Origin of the sequence: Streptomyces sp. NBC_00090 (assembly GCF_045160815.1) — a bacterium.
Lineage (GTDB): Bacteria > Actinomycetota > Actinomycetes > Streptomycetales > Streptomycetaceae > Streptomyces.
Genome location: NZ_CP108224.1, coordinates 6,018,918 through 6,035,835, shown reverse-complemented (window position 1 = coordinate 6,035,835; position 16,918 = coordinate 6,018,918). Strand labels below are relative to the sequence as shown.

17 protein-coding genes are annotated in these 16,918 nt (G+C 68.7%); 1 reads left to right on the top strand and 16 read right to left on the bottom strand.

The window, feature by feature from the left end; genetic code table 11:
- Window positions 1–95: 95 nt before the first annotated feature.
- Window positions 96–1,943: a glycosyl hydrolase family 18 protein gene (locus OG361_RS27235; RefSeq protein WP_405857622.1), complete on the top strand. Its 1,848-nt coding sequence runs from the start codon at window positions 96–98 to the stop codon at window positions 1,941–1,943.
- A gap of 119 nt (window positions 1,944–2,062) precedes the next feature.
- Here the strand turns inward: OG361_RS27235 and OG361_RS27230 are convergent, their stop codons facing one another.
- From OG361_RS27230 to prfA, 16 genes are all read right to left on the bottom strand, one after another.
- Window positions 2,063–2,509, bottom strand: coding sequence for a DUF2550 domain-containing protein (locus tag OG361_RS27230; RefSeq protein WP_317599173.1), 447 nt, complete (start codon window positions 2,507–2,509; stop codon window positions 2,063–2,065).
- Window positions 2,510–2,655: 146 nt separating this feature from the next.
- Window positions 2,656–3,030, bottom strand: coding sequence for a F0F1 ATP synthase subunit epsilon (locus OG361_RS27225; RefSeq protein ID WP_024761909.1), 375 nt, complete (start codon window positions 3,028–3,030; stop codon window positions 2,656–2,658).
- A gap of 111 nt (window positions 3,031–3,141) precedes the next feature.
- The gene (gene atpD, locus OG361_RS27220; protein WP_405857619.1) at window positions 3,142–4,584 is read right to left on the bottom strand and encodes a F0F1 ATP synthase subunit beta; all 1,443 of its coding nucleotides are present in this window, start codon (window positions 4,582–4,584) and stop codon (window positions 3,142–3,144) included.
- Window positions 4,584–5,501: a F0F1 ATP synthase subunit gamma gene (locus OG361_RS27215; RefSeq protein ID WP_405857617.1), complete on the bottom strand. Its 918-nt coding sequence runs from the start codon at window positions 5,499–5,501 to the stop codon at window positions 4,584–4,586. Before OG361_RS27215 ends, atpD begins: the two co-directional genes overlap by 1 nt.
- 20 nt (window positions 5,502–5,521) lie before the next feature.
- Window positions 5,522–7,120 carry a F0F1 ATP synthase subunit alpha gene (atpA, locus tag OG361_RS27210; protein WP_384571204.1) on the bottom strand — a complete coding sequence of 533 codons (1,599 nt, stop codon included), beginning with the start codon at window positions 7,118–7,120 and terminating at the stop codon, window positions 5,522–5,524.
- A gap of 146 nt (window positions 7,121–7,266) precedes the next feature.
- Window positions 7,267–8,082, bottom strand: coding sequence for a F0F1 ATP synthase subunit delta (locus OG361_RS27205; protein WP_405857615.1), 816 nt, complete (start codon window positions 8,080–8,082; stop codon window positions 7,267–7,269).
- Window positions 8,079–8,624 carry a F0F1 ATP synthase subunit B gene (locus tag OG361_RS27200; protein WP_405857613.1) on the bottom strand — a complete coding sequence of 182 codons (546 nt, stop codon included), beginning with the start codon at window positions 8,622–8,624 and terminating at the stop codon, window positions 8,079–8,081. Before OG361_RS27200 ends, OG361_RS27205 begins: the two co-directional genes overlap by 4 nt.
- Before the next feature lie 40 nt (window positions 8,625–8,664).
- A complete protein-coding gene (gene atpE / locus OG361_RS27195) occupies window positions 8,665–8,931 on the bottom strand; it encodes an ATP synthase F0 subunit C (RefSeq protein ID WP_055599282.1) in 267 nt (88 codons plus the stop codon).
- Window positions 8,932–9,024: 93 nt separating this feature from the next.
- Window positions 9,025–9,834 (bottom strand): F0F1 ATP synthase subunit A, encoded by an 810-nt coding sequence (atpB, locus tag OG361_RS27190; RefSeq protein WP_055641315.1) that lies wholly within the window; start codon window positions 9,832–9,834, stop codon window positions 9,025–9,027.
- Between the two features lie 225 nt (window positions 9,835–10,059).
- On the bottom strand, window positions 10,060–10,473 hold the full coding sequence (locus tag OG361_RS27185; protein WP_399223002.1) for a hypothetical protein: 414 nt from the start codon (window positions 10,471–10,473) through the stop codon (window positions 10,060–10,062).
- A 262-nt stretch (window positions 10,474–10,735) separates the two neighbouring features.
- Window positions 10,736–12,064, bottom strand: coding sequence for an MraY family glycosyltransferase (locus OG361_RS27180; RefSeq protein ID WP_405857610.1), 1,329 nt, complete (start codon window positions 12,062–12,064; stop codon window positions 10,736–10,738).
- A 107-nt stretch (window positions 12,065–12,171) separates the two neighbouring features.
- Window positions 12,172–13,419, bottom strand: a complete 1,248-nt coding sequence (glyA, locus tag OG361_RS27175) for a serine hydroxymethyltransferase (protein WP_405857608.1) — start codon at window positions 13,417–13,419, stop codon at window positions 12,172–12,174.
- Between the two features lie 159 nt (window positions 13,420–13,578).
- Complete coding sequence (locus tag OG361_RS27170) at window positions 13,579–14,226, bottom strand: protein-tyrosine-phosphatase (RefSeq protein ID WP_376400044.1); 648 nt, start codon at window positions 14,224–14,226, stop codon at window positions 13,579–13,581.
- Window positions 14,223–14,870 (bottom strand): L-threonylcarbamoyladenylate synthase, encoded by a 648-nt coding sequence (locus tag OG361_RS27165; RefSeq protein WP_405857606.1) that lies wholly within the window; start codon window positions 14,868–14,870, stop codon window positions 14,223–14,225. Before OG361_RS27165 ends, OG361_RS27170 begins: the two co-directional genes overlap by 4 nt.
- Window positions 14,871–14,910: 40 nt before the next feature.
- Window positions 14,911–15,756 carry a peptide chain release factor N(5)-glutamine methyltransferase gene (gene prmC, locus OG361_RS27160; protein WP_405857604.1) on the bottom strand — a complete coding sequence of 282 codons (846 nt, stop codon included), beginning with the start codon at window positions 15,754–15,756 and terminating at the stop codon, window positions 14,911–14,913.
- A gap of 37 nt (window positions 15,757–15,793) precedes the next feature.
- Window positions 15,794–16,870, bottom strand: coding sequence for a peptide chain release factor 1 (prfA, locus tag OG361_RS27155; RefSeq protein WP_405857602.1), 1,077 nt, complete (start codon window positions 16,868–16,870; stop codon window positions 15,794–15,796).
- Between the last annotated feature and the right edge of the window lie 48 nt (window positions 16,871–16,918).

Genomic DNA, 16,918 nt, shown 5'->3' with positions numbered 1-16,918 from the left:
TCTTGACGATTGGTCCAGACCTTCCTACGCTCGCGGGGCGCGCGCATCTTCACGGACCACCCCCATCTTGTCCGTCCGCAACTTGAGGAGCACCGTTGAGCACTCAAGCACCGACGCGCAGAACAGGGTTCAGACACCGGGCCGCCGCCGGTCTCACCGCCCTGATCCTGCCGCTGGCCGCCATGGTCGGCCTCGCAAGCCCCGCCGAAGCGGCCACCTCGGCCACGGCCACTTACACCAAGACCCAGGACTGGGGCACCGGCTTCGGCGCCAACTGGACCATCAAGAACACCGGTACCACCACCATCAGTTCCTGGACCGTCGAGTGGGACTACCCCACCGGCACCGCCGTCACCTCCGCCTGGGACGCCACCGTCACCAGCTCCGGTACCCACTGGACCGCCAAGAACGTCGGCTGGAACGGAACCCTCGCCCCCGGCGCCTCCATCTCCTTCGGCTACAACGGCTCCGGCTCGGGGGCGCCCACCGGTTGTAAGATCAACGGCGCCGCCTGCGACGGCACCTCCCAGCCGGGCGACAACCCGCCCTCGGCCCCCGGCACCCCGGTCGCCTCCGACATCACCGACACCTCGGTGAAGCTGACCTGGACCGCCGCGACCGACGACAAGGGCGTCAAGAACTACGACGTCCTGCGCGACGGCACCAAGGTCACCACCCTCACCGGTCTCACGTACACCGACCAGGGCCTGACCGCCGGCACCGACTACAGCTACACGGTCGTCGCCCGCGACACCATCGACCAGACCGGCCCCGCCGCCGGCCCGGTCCCCGTCCACACCACCGGCGGCGGCGGAGGCACTCCCCTCCCCAACGCCGTGAAGATGGGCTACTTCACCAACTGGGGCGTCTACGGGCGCAACTACCACGTGAAGAACATCGTGACCTCGGGCTCCGCGTCCAAGATCACCCACATCAACTACGCCTTCGGCAACGTCACGGGCGGCAAGTGCACCATCGGTGACGCCTACGCCGACTACGACAAGGCCTACACCGCCGACCAGTCCGTCGACGGCGTCGCCGACACCTGGGACCAGCCGCTGCGCGGCAACTTCAACCAGCTCCGCAAGCTGAAGAAGGCGTACCCGAACATCAAGGTGCTGTGGTCCTTCGGCGGCTGGACCTGGTCCGGCGGCTTCGGCCAGGCCGTGCAGAACCCGACCGCCTTCGCCCAGTCCTGCTACGACCTGGTCGAGGACCCGCGCTGGGCCGACGTCTTCGACGGCATCGACCTGGACTGGGAGTACCCGAACGCCTGTGGCCTCTCCTGCGACACCAGCGGTGCGGCCTCCTTCAAGAACATGATGCAGGCCATGCGCGCCAAGTTCGGTGCCAACAACCTGGTCACCGCGGCCGTCACGGCCGACGCCTCCGCCGGCGGCAAGATCGACGCCGCCGACTACGCGGGCGCGGCGCAGTACATGAACTGGTTCAACGTCATGACGTACGACTTCTTCGGCGCCTGGGCGGCGAAGGGCCCGACGGCCCCGCACTCCCCGCTCACCTCCTACGCCGGCATCCCCCAGGCGGGCTTCAACTCCGCCGAGGCGATCGCCAAGTTCAAGGCGAAGGGCATCCCCGCCTCGAAGCTCCTCCTCGGCATCGGCTTCTACGGCCGCGGCTGGACCGGCGTCACCCAGTCCGTCCCCGGCGGCACGGCGACCGGCCCGGCGGCCGGCACGTACGAGCAGGGCATCGAGGACTACAAGGTCCTCAAGAGCTCCTGCCCCGCCACCGGCACCGTCGCGGGCACGGCCTACGCCCACTGCGGCACCAACTGGTGGAGCTACGACACCCCGGCCACGGTCACGTCCAAGATGAGCTGGGCGAAGAACCAGGGCCTGGGCGGCGCGTTCTTCTGGGAGTTCAGCGGTGACACCGGCAACGGCGAGCTCGTCGGCGCCATCAACACCGGCCTGAACTAGCACGTACGACAGAAGCGGGGGACGGCGCAGCACGCCGTCCCCCGCTTCTTCGTGTATGACGTGACGTTCACCCTCCCCCAGACTTCGTCCGGGGGGACCCCCATCAACGGGCAAGGAATTCAGGCCACATTTACCCGTTGCCCAGGAGGCGCCGCCTCCAGCCAGGCCATGAAACCGGTCCGCGCGTCCTCGCTCATCGCGAGCTCCAGACGGATCCCGTCGTACGTACAGGCCTGGATCACCGCGTCGGAGAGCAGCGCGAGCTCCTCCTCGCCCTCCGGCATCCGGCGCTCCAGGGCCACGATGGCCGAACGCTCCAGGACACGGCGCGGGCGGGGCGCGTACGAGAAGACACGGAACCAGGCGATCTCGTCACCGCTGTAGCGGGCGACGCCGTACACCCAGCCCTTGCCGGTCGGATCCGGCTCGTCGGGAATGTCCCAGCGCAGGGAACAGTCGAAGGTGCCGCCGGCGCGCTGGATCAGCCTCCGGCGCAAGCCGAAGACGAAGAGCCCGATCACCACCAGTGCGACGACCAGGCCGCACACGAGCAGAGCGAGGAACATCTTCACCGACCTCCTCGCTGCGTCCCGTAGCCGGCACAGCCGACCGAACCGAAATACACGTGCATCTGCATCGCCTCAGCCGCGGCACGGTCCGGAAAATTCCGGACCGTGCCGCGGCTGAGGGCACTACTACTCGGCGCGGACCGTCAGCGGACCGCTACCGCGCGCAGCCGGACATCGGCGCGCCGCTCGGCGGCGGCGTCGGAGTCCGACTTCGCACGCTCCAGCGCGCGCTCGGCGCGCTGGGCGTCGATCTCGTCCGCCAGCTCGCAGATCTCCGCGAGCAGAGACAGCTTGTCGTCGGCGAAGGAGATGAATCCGCCGTGAACGGCGGCGACGACAGTCGCGCCCTCGCTCGTACGGATGGTCACCGGGCCCGACTCCAGCACACCGAGCAGCGGCTGGTGGCCGGGCATGACGCCGATGTCGCCGGAGGTGGTACGCGCGATGACCAGGGTGGCCTCGCCGGACCAGACACTCCGGTCCGCGGCGACCAGCTCGACGTGCAGCTCAGCAGCCAAGGGTGGCTCCTCGGGTCACCACCCGGCGGTCGTGCCGGGTGTTGGGGTCAATTCTAGTGGGCGTGGTGAGAGGGGCGGGACGGATCCCGCCCCTCTCGGCGAGCACGGGGCTCAGGAGACGCCAAGCTCCTTGGCGTTCTTCTTGAGGTCCTCGAGACCACCACACATGAAGAAGGCCTGCTCGGGGAAGTGGTCGTACTCACCGTCGCAGATCGCGTTGAACGCGGCGATCGACTCGTCGAGCGGAACGTCCGAACCATCCACACCGGTGAACTGCTTCGCCGCGTGGGTGTTCTGGGACAGGAAGCGCTCGACACGGCGGGCGCGGTGGACAACGAGCTTGTCCTCCTCGCTCAGCTCGTCGATACCGAGAATCGCGATGATGTCCTGGAGGTCCTTGTACTTCTGCAGGATTCCCTTGACGCGCGTGGCGGCGTCGTAGTGCTCCTGCGCGATGTAGCGCGGGTCCAGGATCCGGGACGTGGAGTCCAGCGGGTCCACGGCCGGGTAGATGCCCTTCTCGGAGATCGGACGGGAGAGAACCGTCGTCGCGTCGAGGTGGGCGAAGGTGGTGGCCGGAGCCGGGTCGGTCAGGTCGTCCGCGGGGACGTAGATCGCCTGCATCGAGGTGATCGAGTGACCACGGGTCGAGGTGATGCGCTCCTGGAGGAGACCCATCTCGTCGGCCAGGTTCGGCTGGTAACCCACCGCGGAGGGCATACGGCCGAGCAGGGTCGACACCTCGGAACCGGCCTGGGTGAAGCGGAAGATGTTGTCGATGAAGAACAGCACGTCCTGCTTCTGCACATCGCGGAAGTACTCCGCCATGGTCAGACCGGCGAGGGCCACGCGCAGACGGGTGCCCGGGGGCTCGTCCATCTGGCCGAAGACCAGCGCGGTCTTGTCGAGAACGCCGGCCTCCTCCATCTCGACCATGAGGTCGTTGCCCTCACGGGTGCGCTCGCCGACGCCCGCGAAGACCGAAACACCGTCGTGCAGCTTGGCCACACGGACGATCATTTCCTGGATCAGAACGGTCTTGCCGACACCGGCACCACCGAACAGACCGATCTTTCCACCCTTGACGTACGGGGTGAGAAGGTCGACGACCTTCAGGCCGGTCTCGAACATCTCGGTCTTGGACTCGAGCTGGTCGAAGGCCGGGGCCTTGCGGTGGATCGTCCAGCGCGGCGCGTCGGCCACGGTGGAGGCATCGGCGTTCAGCACCTCACCCAGCGTGTTGAACACGCGGCCCTTGGTGACGTCACCGACGGGAACGGTGATGCCCGTGCCGGTGTCGGTCACCGGGGCCTGGCGGACCAGGCCGTCGGTGGGCTGCATGGAGATGGCGCGGACGACGCCGTCACCGAGGTGCTGGGCGACCTCGAGGGTCAGCGTCTTGGTCGCGCCCTCCTCGGTCGGGTCCATGACCTCGACGTGCAGCGCGTTGTAGATCGCCGGCATCGCGTCGACGGGGAACTCCACGTCGACGACCGGGCCGATGACCCGGGCGACGCGGCCCGTGGCGGCGGCCGTCTCAACAGTGGTCGTCATTACTTGTCACTCCCCGCGGTCGCGTCGGCCAGGGCTGCGGTGCCACCGACGATCTCGCTGATTTCCTGGGTGATTTCGGCCTGGCGGGCCGCGTTGGCAAGTCGGGAGAGATTGTTGATCAAGTCTCCCGCGTTGTCGGTCGCCGACTTCATCGCGCGGCGCGTGGCGGCGTGCTTGGAGGCAGCCGACTGGAGCAGCGCGTTGTAGATACGGCTCTCGACGTACCGAGGCAGCAGGGCGTCGAGGACGTCCTCCGCCGACGGCTCGAAGTCGTACAGCGGACGGAGCGTGTCCGAGCCGCCGGCCTCCTTCGTCACCTCGTCGAGGCTGAGGGGCAGCAGCCGGGCCTCGACCGCGGTCTGCGTCATCATCGAGACGAACTCGGTGTAGACGATGTGGAGCTCGTCCACGCCGCCCTCCGCCGTGTCCTTCTCGATCGCCTCGATCAGCGGAGCCGCGATCGTCTTGGCGTCGCCGTACGACGGCTGGTCCGTGAACCCGGTCCACGTGCCGGCCAGCTTCCGCTCGCGGAAGTTGTAGTGCGCGATGCCACGACGGCCCACGACGTAGACGGTGACCTCGCGGCCCTCGCCCTCCAGCTTCGCCGTCAGCTTCTCCGCCGCCTTGATGGCGTTGGAGTTGAAGGCGCCGGCCAGACCGCGGTCGCTCGACAGGAGCAGAACCGCGGCGCGAACCGGGTTCTCCGCCTCGGTGGTCAGCGGGTGCTTGTCATTCGCACCCGTGGCCACCGCCGTGACCGCTCGCGTCAGCTCGGTCGCGTACGGAGTCGATGCCTGCACCTTGCGCTGCGCCTTGACGACACGCGAGGCGGCGATCATCTCCATCGCCTTGGTGATCTTCTTCGTCGCGGTGACGGATTTGATGCGACGCTTGTAGACCCGGAGCTGCGCTCCCATGAGTCAGGTCCCTTCCGTCGTCACTTCGAGACGTTGACGGCGGCAGGAGCGTCCTCGCCCAGCAGCTTGCCGTCAGAGGTCTCGAACTGCTTCTTGAACTCCGCGATGGCGTCACCGACGGACTGCAGGGTGTCGTCGGACATCTTGCCGCCCTCACGAATGGAGGTCATGAGGCCCGAGTGGCTCTGGCGCAGGTACGCCAGGAGCTCGGCCTCGAAGCGGCGGATGTCGACGACCGGGACGTCGTCCATCTTGCCGGTGGTACCGGCCCAGACGGAGACGACCTGGTTCTCGGTGGGCATCGGCTGGTACTGAGCCTGCTTGAGCAGCTCGACCATGCGCTGTCCACGCTCCAGCTGCGCCTTGGAGGCCGCGTCCAGGTCGGAACCGAAGGCGGCGAACGCCTCCAGCTCACGGAACTGGGCGAGGTCCACGCGGAGGCGACCGGAGATCTGCTTCATCGCCTTGTGCTGGGCGGAGCCACCGACACGCGAGACCGAGATACCGACGTTCAGGGCCGGACGCTGGCCGGCGTTGAACAGGTCGGACTCCAGGAAGCACTGGCCGTCGGTGATGGAGATGACGTTGGTCGGGATGAACGCCGACACGTCGTTCGCCTTGGTCTCGACGATCGGAAGACCGGTCATCGAACCGGCACCCAGCTCGTCCGAGAGCTTCGCGCAGCGCTCGAGGAGACGCGAGTGCAGGTAGAAGACGTCACCCGGGTAGGCCTCACGGCCCGGCGGGCGGCGCAGCAGCAGCGACACGGCGCGGTAGGCGTCGGCCTGCTTCGACAGGTCGTCGAAGACGATCAGGACGTGCTTGCCCTGGTACATCCAGTGCTGGCCGATGGCGGAACCGGTGTACGGCGCCAGGTACTTGAAGCCGGCCGGGTCGGACGCCGGGGCGGCGACGATCGTCGTGTACTCGAGCGCGCCGGCCTCTTCCAGGGCGCCGCGAACGGACGCGATGGTCGAGCCCTTCTGGCCGATGGCGACGTAGATGCAGCGAACCTGCTTGTTCACGTCGCCCGAGCGCCAGTTGTCGCGCTGGTTGATGATCGTGTCGACGCACAGCGCGGTCTTGCCGGTCTGACGGTCGCCGATGATCAGCTGACGCTGGCCGCGGCCGACCGGGGTCATGGCGTCGACGGCCTTGTAGCCGGTCTCCATCGGCTCGTGCACCGACTTACGGGCCATAACGCCCGGGGCCTGCAGCTCGAGGGCGCGGCGGCCCTCGGTCGCGATCTCGCCGAGACCGTCGATCGGGTTGCCGAGCGGGTCGACAACGCGGCCGAGGTAGCCCTCACCGACACCGACGGAGAGGACCTCGCCGGTGCGCTGCACCGACTGCCCCTCCTCGATACCGCTGAACTCGCCGAGGACGATCGCACCGATCTCGCGCTCTTCGAGGTTCAGCGCGAGGCCGAGGGTGCCGTCCTCGAACTTCAGCAGCTCGTTCGCCATGGCCGAGGGAAGACCCTCGACCTTCGCGATACCGTCACCGGCCAGGCTGACCGTGCCGACCTCCTCGCGCGAGGCCGCGTCCGGCTGGTACGACTGGACAAAGTTCTCCAGTGCGTCCCGGATCTCCTCCGGCCGGATCGTGAGCTCCGCCATCTGGGTTCCCTGCTCTCCTTGTTGGGCCCGAAGTTTCTTAAGGGGTCTGGGGGCCGACCCCCAGGAATCTTCTGCAATCTCTGCACGGCCCAACCGGGCCGCTGGTGATGCTGGTGTTGCCTGTTGCTTTGTGGTGGCTGCTGCCGTCAGCCGGCCAGTCGTCGGGTCGCCTCGCCGAGGCGCTCCGCGATGGTCCCGTTGATGACCTCGTCGCCGACCTGCACGGTGATCCCGCCGAGGACCGTCGGGTCCACGTCCAGGTTCAGGTGCATCGCCCGGCCGTACAGCTTGGCCAGAACGGCACCGAGGCGCTGCTTCTGCTGGTCGGACAGCGGCACCGCCGAGGTCACGACCGCGACCATCCGGTTCCGGCGCGCCGCGGCGAGCTTGGACAGGGACTCGAGTCCCGCTTCCAGGCTACGTCCCCGGGGCTGGGTCACCAGACGGACGACCAGACGCTCGGTGGTCGCGTGGGCCTTGCCGCCGAGCAGGCTGCGGAGCAGCTCGCTCTTCGCGGTGGCCGTGGCGGCCTTGTCCGTCAGCGCCGAGCGGAGCTCGTTGCTGGAGGACACGATCCTGCCGAACCGGAACAGCTCGTCCTCGACGCCATCGAGCGCTCCCGCCTTCTGCGCCGCGGTGAGGTCGGCGATGCTCGCCAGCTCCTCGGCCGCGTCGACCACGTCGCGCGAACGCGACCAGCGGTTGCGCACCATGCCGGAGACCAGGTCGACGGTCTCGCCGCCCACCTGACCGCTCAGGAGTCGCTGCGCGAGCTCGGCCTTGGCCTCACCCGACTGCGCGGGGTCGGTCAGGACCCGGCGCAGCGACACCTCGCGGTCGAGCAGCGCGGTGACGGCGGCAAGCTCGTCCGAGAGCTTCGTCGCGTCGACCGAGGTGTTGTCGGTCAGCGCGTCGAGGGACTCACGGGCGGCGGCCAGTGCCTCGCGGCTCGCTCCGTTCATCGGACGGCCTCTGCCTTCTCCTCGAGCTCGTCGAGGAAGCGGTCGATCGTGCGGCTCTGGCGGGCGACGTCCTCGAGGGACTCGCCGACCAGCTTGCCGGCCAGGTCGGTGGCGAGCTTGCCCACGTCCTGACGCAGCGAGGTGGACGCGGCCTTGCGGTCGGCCTCGATCTGCGTGTGGCCGGCCGCGATGATCTCCTCGCGCTGGCGCTGGCCTTCCGCCTTCATCTCCTGGATGATCGCGGTGCCCTGCTCCGTCGCCTCCTGGCGAAGACGCGCGGCCTCGTGGCGGGCCTCGGCGAGCTGGGCCTTGTACTGCTCCAGCACACTCTGAGCCTCGATCTGGGCCGACTCGGCCTTCTCGATGCCACCCTCGATGGCCTCGCGACGCTGCTCCAGAACCTTGTTGATGTTCGGGAGAAGCTTCTTGGCGAGGAAGCCGAAGACGATGACGAAGGCGATCAGGCCGATGACGAGCTCGTCAAGATGCGGGATCAGAGGAGGCTGGGGCTCCTCCGCCTGCGCAAGAAGAAGCGCGTTCACATCAGTGCCTTCCGTAAAAGAATCGGGCTGTCGGTCCGGCTTACTGGTAGACGAAGCCCATGACGATGCCGATGAGGGCGAGCGCCTCACAGAAGGCGAAGCCCATGATCTGGTTGGTGCGGATCAGGCCGGCAGCCTCGGGCTGGCGGGCGAGAGCCTGCGTACCGTTACCGAAGATGATGCCGACGCCGACGCCGGGGCCGATCGCGGCGAGGCCGTAGCCGATGGACGCGACGTTGCCGACGAGGGTGGTCTTGGCGGAGTCACCGGGGGCGGCGAGGTTGACCAGTTCGAGAGCAGCGGACATGCCGTTACTTCCTTCTCTTTCAATGACCCGGTGGGGGTTGGCCACCGGACGACTGTTGGATTGGGGGTGAAGCTACGATCCGGGACGGATCGCTCAGTGGTGCTCGGAGAGCGCGCCCTGGATGTAGCTGCAGGCCAGGAGGACGAAGACGTACGCCTGGACGGCCTGGATGAAGAGCTCGAAGGCGGTCATCACGAGGACCATCACGAACGAGGCGCCGGCGTAGACGAAGCCGAGGCCGTTCATGAGGTACCAGGTGGCCAGCGAGAACATCACGATCAGCAGGTGACCGGCGAACATGTTCGCGAACAGTCGCACCGCGTGCGTGAAGGGCCGGATCAGAAGGTTCGAGAAGAACTCGAGGACGACGACCATCGGGAGAATGGCACCGAGGGACTTGTCGTAACCGACGATGTTCTTCCAGCCGCCCACGAAGCCGTGCTTCTTGAAGGTGAGCGAGATCCACATGACGTACACGATCAGCGCGAGACCGGCCGGGAAGGCGATCAGCGAGGTGACCGGGAACTGGGCGAGCGGAATGATCGACCAGAGGTTCATGATCCAGACGAAGAAGAACAACGACACCATGAAGGGGACGTACTTCTCGCCGTCCTTCTTGCCGATGATCTCGTAGACGATGCCGCGGCGCACGAAGTCGTAACCGGCCTCGCCGACCATCTGCATCTTGCCGGGGATCAGCTTGGGCTTGTTGAAGGCGGCCCAGAAGAACCCGACGACCACGATCGACCCGAGCACGGCGAGCAGCATCGGCTTCGTGATCTCGATGCCGGCCACCGTGGCGATGGGCTCGTACATGAACGTGTGCAGGCCCGGAGCCGGGAAGCCGCATCCACTGAAGATGTGGCAATCCGGGTCGAAGGCAAGCGTCTGGTCAGCACTCACCGCGGGCTCCTTCAGCGTGGCGCATAGGTACGGCAACCTCGTTGTGTCGGCGCGGCACGCAGCCGCGGGTCGGCACTGGACTGGTCTTACGGATAAGGGGGCGGCGGTTCGGCATCGAGCCTCGCGCTGGGACAGGCGTCAGCTCGGATGCCCGCGCCCGCAGTGCCGCAGTTGGCACCGGACGATAGCAGGAAGCCGAACGTGGCTTTATCCCGGCCCTACCCTTCACGACTTCGACCCCGTGTTTCCGGGGTCGATGTACGTGATCTTGGCCTTCATGTAGGCACGGGCCTGCGCGGCGACCCACACCACGGTTGTCGCGAGCAGCGTGAAGGCGAAGGCCTTGAAGTCGAACAGCGTGGTGTTCTTGAGCAAGGCAAGGAAGATGAAGAGCACCAGCAACTGGGCCGTGTAGAGCATGAGCCCCATGGCCTGGAAGAGGTGCGGAAGCGACTTCGCCGTCCGCTGCAGAACCAACTGCCCGATACCCATGAAGAGGATCACGACCAGAGTGCCGACGACGGCGCCGATCGCCCCCTTGCCACCCGCGAGCACGCCGCTGATGACCGTGGCGACAACGCCGACGACAGCGGTGGGAACGATGGTGTGCAGAAGGATGCGTGCGTCGTTGGACGGCATGGCGGTGTCTCCGCTTGCTGGAGGGGGCGATGGTGTCGTCATGGACGAGCGTAAGCCCGGTCCGAGGTGGGTCTCGGGGCCAACGGACCGTCGCACTACGGTCTTTCGGCACTGTCGCCGGGTCTCGTGAACGGTATCACAAACTATTTGAGTAGTTCTTTACCCGTAAGGTGTGCCAACTGTCACACATGAGGGTTAGTCCGCGCGTGTGTGCACGGCACGAGGGCGAGTTGTCTGCTAATGGCCGCCGAAGCGGCTTTCGTCAACTCGGCGTTCCGGCCTTCCGTCGATCGGAGAAGCGCCCGCGGTTGCCGATGGCGGTGGCCCCGTGGAGCCCCGCGGGCACCGGAACCCGCTCGTCCGCCACGTCCGCGCCCTCTTCTGCCTCGACGCTCGCGGCGACCTCCGGCACGAGGGCCGGCTTGCGGCGCCGGTAGCGCGGCGGCACGACGGCCTCGGCCCAGCGCGGAGCCCGCGGCGAGAACCGCGGCAGCAGGAGCAGCACCAGACCGATCGCGCTCAGCACGGTGATCCCGAGCACGATCCACATCGAGGCCGAGTGGACCGAGTACGCCAGCGTCCCGAAGGCGATCAGCGCCGACCAGAAGTACATGATCAGCACCGCGCGGCTGTGCGAGTGCCCGATCTCCAGGAGCCGGTGGTGCAGGTGCCCGCGGTCGGCCGCGAACGGCGACTGGCCCTTCCACGTCCGGCGCACGATCGCGAGGATCAGGTCCGCCATCGGGATCGCGATGATCGTCAGCGGCAGCACCAGCGGGATGAAGACGGGCAGGGCGGCGTGCGTGGCCTCACGGGTCGAGCCCTCGAAGATCTTCAGCGCGTCCGGGTCGACCTGGCCGGTGATCGAGATCGCCGAGGCGGCCAGGATCAGGCCGATCAGCATCGAGCCCGAGTCGCCCATGAAGATCCGCGCCGGATGCATGTTGTGCGGCAGGAAGCCCAGGCACATGCCCATGAGGATGGCGGTGAAGAGCGTCGCGGGGGCGGCCGCCTCGATCGTGTAGCCGTACCAGAGCCGGTAGGCGTACAGGAAGAAGGCCGCGGCGGCGATGCAGACCATGCCGGCGGCGAGGCCGTCGAGACCGTCGACGAAGTTGACGGCGTTGATGGTGACGACGACCAGGGCGACCGTGAGGAGCGTGCCCTGCCAGGGGGTCAGGGAGACCACGCCGACGCCGGGGATCGGCAGCCACAGGATCGTCAGACCCTGCGCGACCATCACGCCCGCCGAGATCATCTGCGCGCCCAGCTTGATGAGCGCGTCCAGCTCGAACTTGTCGTCGAGGACGCCGATCAGCCAGATCAGCGCGGCGCCGGAGAGCAGCGCGCGAGGCTCGTTGGACAGCTCGAAGACACTGCTCAGGTTCTGCAGGTGGTCGGCGACCAGCAGCCCCGCGCACAGTCCGAAGAACATGGCGATGCCACCGAGCCGCGGTGTCGGTTCTCGGTGTACGTCGCGGGCACGGATCTCCGGCATCGCCCCGGTCGCGATGGCGAACTTCCGCACCGGACCGGTGAGCAGATAGGTCACCGCGGCCGTGACACAGAGCGTCAGCAGGTAATCACGCACGGGCTGCCCCACAGGAATCGCTGGCCATCTCAGCCCCACACCCTAGCCGTGCCGTCCATGTGCTTGGAGACACCGGTGCCACCCAAACGGTTGCGGTGAGACTTTCCTCAGCGTCCATACGGGGGAAATCGGCCGGTCAGGGCGCGTACTTCCGCCCGTACCCGCGCCGTTTCCGCGGGGTCGTCACGCAGCGCCGAGGTGAACAGCGCGGCGATCCTGGCCATCTCCGGGGCACCCATCCCCTGGGTGGTGACGGCGGCCGTACCGAGCCGGATGCCGCGTCCCTCCCCGTAGGGCAGGGCACAGGTGTCGAGCACCATGCCGGCGGCGGAGAGCCGGGCGCGGGCCGTGCGGCCGTCGACGCCGAGGGGCGCGGGGTCGGCGGTGATGAGGTGGGTGTCGGTCCCGCCGGTGGTCACCGCGAAGCCCTCCGCGGCGAGTGCGGCGGCGAGCACCCTCGCGTGTTCCACCACCTGATGGGCGTACGTGGCGAACGCCGGGGTGGACGCCTCGCCGAAGGCCACCGCCTTGGCCGCGATCGTGTGCATCTGGGCGCCGCCCTGGGTGAACGGGAACACCGCCCGGTCGATCCGCCCCGCGAGCTCGCCGCCGCACAGGATCATCCCGCCGCGCGGGCCGCGCAGGACCTTGTGCGTGGTCGCGCAGACCACGTCGGCGTACGGGACGGGGTTGGGGGCCGCTCCCCCGGCGACCAGGCCGATGGGGTGGGCCGCGTCCGCGATGAGATAGGCGCCGACCTCGTCGGCGATCTCGCGGAAGATCCGGTAGTCGAGGTGGCGGGGGTAGGAGATCGAGCCGCAGACGATCGCCTTGGGGCGGTGGTGCCTGGCGAGTGCGGCGACCTGCTCGTAGTCGACGAGTCCGGTCTCGGCGTCGACGCCGTACGGGACGAAGTCGAACCAGCGGCCGGAGAAGTTGGCGGGCGAACCGTGGGTGAGGTGCCCGCCGTGCTCCAGGCCCATGGCCAGGACGGTGTCCCCGGGCCTCAGCAGGGCCGCGTAGGCCGCCAGGACGGCCGAGGAGCCCGAGTGCGCCTGCACGTTCGCGTGGTCGGCTCCGAAGAGCGCGGTGGCCCGTTCCACGGCGATCCGCTCGGCGGCGTCGGCGTACTCGCAGCCGCCGTGGTGGCGGGCGCCGGGATAGCCCTCGGCGTACTTGTTGGCGAGCGGGGAGCCGAGGGCGGCGAGGACCGCGGACGAGGTGAAGTTCTCGGCCGCGATCAGCTGCAGGCTGTCGCTCTGCCGGCGCGCCTCGCCCAGCAGCACGTCGGCGATCTCCGGGTCCTGCCGGCGCAGGACGTCGAGTTCCTCATCGGGGGGAGCGGTGACCGGCATGGCTGACTCCGGGCGTGGAGGGATGTCAGCACCAATGTAGGCGCGCTTCCCCCGACGCGCCCCTCGCGCGCGCATCCCGACGCGCCCCTGACACCGGCTCGGCCCCTAGGGGTGTCCGACCGCCGGACGTGGCCGGGGCGGGGGCGCGGCCGAGCAGCGTCAGTCGCGGGCCGAGACGCCGGTCAGGGCCGTCACCACCGGTTCCAGCGCCTGGTTGATCTCGTCGCCGATCGAGCGGAAGAAGGTGATCGGGGCCCCGTACGGGTCGTTGACCTCGTCCGCGTCCACCGAGGGGGCGAGGAGCCACCCGCGTAGAGCCGCGGCGGCGCGGACCAGGGCACGGGCGCGTTCGACCATGCCCTCGTCGCGCGGGTCCGGGAGCGTGGCGGGGTCGATCGCGCGGACCAGTCGGGTGAACTCCTTCAGGGTGAAGGTGCGCAGTCCCGCCGAGTGGCCCATCGAGATGACCTGCGCCCGGTGGTCGCGGGTCGCGGTCAGGACGAGGTCCGCGCGGATGACGTGCTCGTCGAGGAGCTCACGGCCCACGAAGCCGCTGTAGTCCGCGCCGAAGTCGGCGAGGACCAGTTCGGCGTTGGCCTCCATGGGGGCGCCCTCGTGGCCCCAGGTGCCCGCGCTCTCCACGATCAGGCCGCCGCCGAGAGGGTCGCCGAGGCGGTCGCACAGGGCATGACGGGTCAGCCGCTCGGTGATCGGCGAGCGGCAGACGTTGCCGGTGCTGACGTGGAGGATGCGGAAGGTGCTGCTGTCGTCGAACCCCGCTATGCCACGCCCCTCAGGGGCGGTCAACTGGCCACCTCGAGGTCGGGTACGACCTTCCGGAGCTCCTCCGGGGACAGCGCGCCCTCGCGCAGCAGCACCGGCACCCGGCCCGTGACGTCGACGATGGACGAGGGGACGATGCCGGGCGTGGGGCCGCCGTCGAGGTACACGGAGACGGAGTCCCCCAGCATCTGCTGGGCCGCGTCGCAGTCCTCGGGCGACGGGTGGCCCGTCAGGTTGGCGGAGGAGACGGCCATCGGGCCGACCTCGGTGAGCAGCTCGATCGCGACGGGGTGCAGCGGCATCCGGATCGCGACGGTCCCCCGGGTGTCGCCCAGGTCCCACTGGAGGGAGGGCTGGTGCTTGGCGACGAGGGTCAGCGCGCCGGGCCAGAAGGCGTCGACGAGCTCCCAGGCGTGCTCGGAGAAGTCCGTGACCAGGCCGTGGAGGGTGTTCGGGGAGCCGATGAGCACGGGCGTGGGCATGTTGCGGCCCCGGCCCTTGGCGGCCAGCAGGTCCGCGACGGCCTCGCTGCTGAAGGCGTCCGCCCCGATCCCGTACACGGTGTCGGTGGGCAGCACGACCAGCTCGCCCCGACGGACGGCGGACGCGGCCTCGCGCAGACCGGTCACACGGTCGGTCGCCTCGTTGCAGTCGTATCGCCGTGCCATCAGTTCCCGGCCTCCTCGTACACGTCGTTCGTCATGGCGGTCATGGCATTGCCTTGCGGGCGGTCGCGAAGCGCGGCCTGTTGTTCAGGTCCGGGTGGTCGGCGGCGTCGGCCCAGCCGGCCTCTTCGTTGAAGATCCACGGCACCTGCCCGCCCTGGGTGTCCGCGTGCTCGATGACGACGAGGCCGCCGGGGCGGAGCAGGCGGTGGGCGGTGCGCTCGATGCCGCGGATGGTGTCGAGGCCGTCCTCGCCGGAGAAGAGGGCCATCTCCGGGTCGTGGTCACGGGCCTCGGGCGCCACGTACTCCCACTCGGTGAGCGGGATGTACGGCGGGTTGGAGATGACCAGGTCGACCTGGCCGTCGAGCTCAGGGAGGGCGCTCAGCGCGTCGCCCTGGTGGACGGTGACGCGGGAGCCCTCGGCGTTCTTCCGGGTCCACACGAGCGCGTTGTCGGAGAGCTCGACGGCGTGCACGCGGGAGCGCGGCACCTCCTGGGCCATGGCGAGCGCGATGGCCCCGGAGCCGGTGCAGAGGTCGACGATGAGCGGTTCGACGACGTCCATGGCGCGTACGGCGTCTATGGCCCAGCCGACGACCGACTCGGTCTCGGGGCGGGGCACGAAGACGCCGGGGCCGACCTGGAGCTCCAGGTAGCGGAAGAACGCCCGCCCGGTGATGTGCTGGAGCGGTTCGCGGGCCTCGCGGCGGGCGATCGTCTCCCAGTAGCGGGCGTCGAAGTCCGCGTCCTTGACGTTGTGCAGCTCCCCCCGCTTGACGCCGTGCACGAACGCGGCGAGTTCCTCCGCGTCGAAACGCGGTGAGGGAACGCCGGCGTCGGCCAGCCGCTGGGTGGCCTGGGCCACCTCGGCAAGCAGCAGGTTCACGCTGGTCCTCCGTGGTGCGGGGTGGGGCTTACGGAACTTACGCCGCGGCCAGCTTGGCGGCCGAGTCGGCGTCGACACACGCCTGGATCATGGTGTCCAGATCGCCGTCGAGCACCTGGTCCAGGTTGTAGGCCTTGAAGCCGACGCGGTGGTCCGAGATCCGGTTCTCCGGGAAGTTGTACGTCCGGATCTTCTCGGACCGGTCGACCGTACGGACCTGGCTGCGACGGGCGTCGGCGGCCTTGGACTCGGCCTCCTCCTGTGCGGCGGCGAGGAGCCGCGAACGCAGGATACGCATGGCCTGCTCCTTGTTCTGGAGCTGGCTCTTCTCGTTCTGGCAGGAGGCGACGATGCCGGTCGGCAGGTGGGTGATGCGGACGGCGGAGTCGGTGGTGTTGACCGACTGGCCGCCGGGACCCGACGAGCGGTAGACGTCGATGCGCAGGTCGTTGGCGACGACCTCGACCTCGACCTCCTCGGCCTCGGGCGTGACGAGCACACCGGCCGCGGAGGTGTGGATACGGCCCTGCGACTCGGTGGCGGGCACGCGCTGCACGCGGTGCACCCCGCCCTCGTACTTGAGTCGCGCCCAGACGCCCTGGCCGGGCTCGGTGGCACCGTTGCCGCCCTTGGTCTTCACGGCGACCTGGACGTCCTTGTAGCCGCCGAGCTCGGACTCGGTGGCGTCGATGATCTCGGTCTTCCAGCCGACGCGCTCGGCGTACCGCAGGTACATGCGGAGCAGATCGCCGGCGAAGAGGGCGGACTCGTCGCCGCCGGCGCCCGCCTTGATCTCCAGGATGACGTCCTTGTCGTCGCTGGGGTCGCGCGGGACGAGCAGCAGGCGGAGCTTGTCGGTCAGCTCCTCCCGCTGCCTCTCCAGCAGCTTGACCTCGGCGGCGAAGTCGGGGTCGTCGTGCGCGAACTCGCGGGCGGTCTCGATGTCGTCACCGGTCTGCTTCCAGGAGCGGTAGGTGGCGACGATCGGGGTCAGCTCGGCGTAGCGCTTGTTCAGCTTGCGCGCGTTGGCCTGATCCGCGTGGACCGAAGGGTCCGCGAGCTTCGTCTCGAGATCGGCGTGTTCGCCGACCAGTTCCTCGACCGCCTCGAACATCGGGGGCTCCTGGGGTTTTCGTCAGTTGCTACGGGGACGGCAAAGCGC

Coding starts and splice junctions, on each gene's coding strand:
- OG361_RS27205 (WP_405857615.1), bottom strand. CDS start 8,082: ATGAACGGAGCGAGCCGCGAGGCACTGGCCGCCGCCCGTGAGTCCCTC.
- atpA (WP_384571204.1), bottom strand. CDS start 7,120: ATGGCGGAGCTCACGATCCGGCCGGAGGAGATCCGGGACGCACTGGAG.
- OG361_RS27185 (WP_399223002.1), bottom strand. CDS start 10,473: ATGCCGTCCAACGACGCACGCATCCTTCTGCACACCATCGTTCCCACC.
- OG361_RS27165 (WP_405857606.1), bottom strand. CDS start 14,870: ATGGCACGGCGATACGACTGCAACGAGGCGACCGACCGTGTGACCGGT.
- atpD (WP_405857619.1), bottom strand. CDS start 4,584: ATGACGACCACTGTTGAGACGGCCGCCGCCACGGGCCGCGTCGCCCGG.
- atpE (WP_055599282.1), bottom strand. CDS start 8,931: ATGTCCGCTGCTCTCGAACTGGTCAACCTCGCCGCCCCCGGTGACTCC.
- prfA (WP_405857602.1), bottom strand. CDS start 16,870: ATGTTCGAGGCGGTCGAGGAACTGGTCGGCGAACACGCCGATCTCGAG.
- OG361_RS27215 (WP_405857617.1), bottom strand. CDS start 5,501: ATGGGAGCGCAGCTCCGGGTCTACAAGCGTCGCATCAAATCCGTCACC.
- glyA (WP_405857608.1), bottom strand. CDS start 13,419: ATGCCGGTCACCGCTCCCCCCGATGAGGAACTCGACGTCCTGCGCCGG.
- OG361_RS27230 (WP_317599173.1), bottom strand. CDS start 2,509: ATGTTCCTCGCTCTGCTCGTGTGCGGCCTGGTCGTCGCACTGGTGGTG.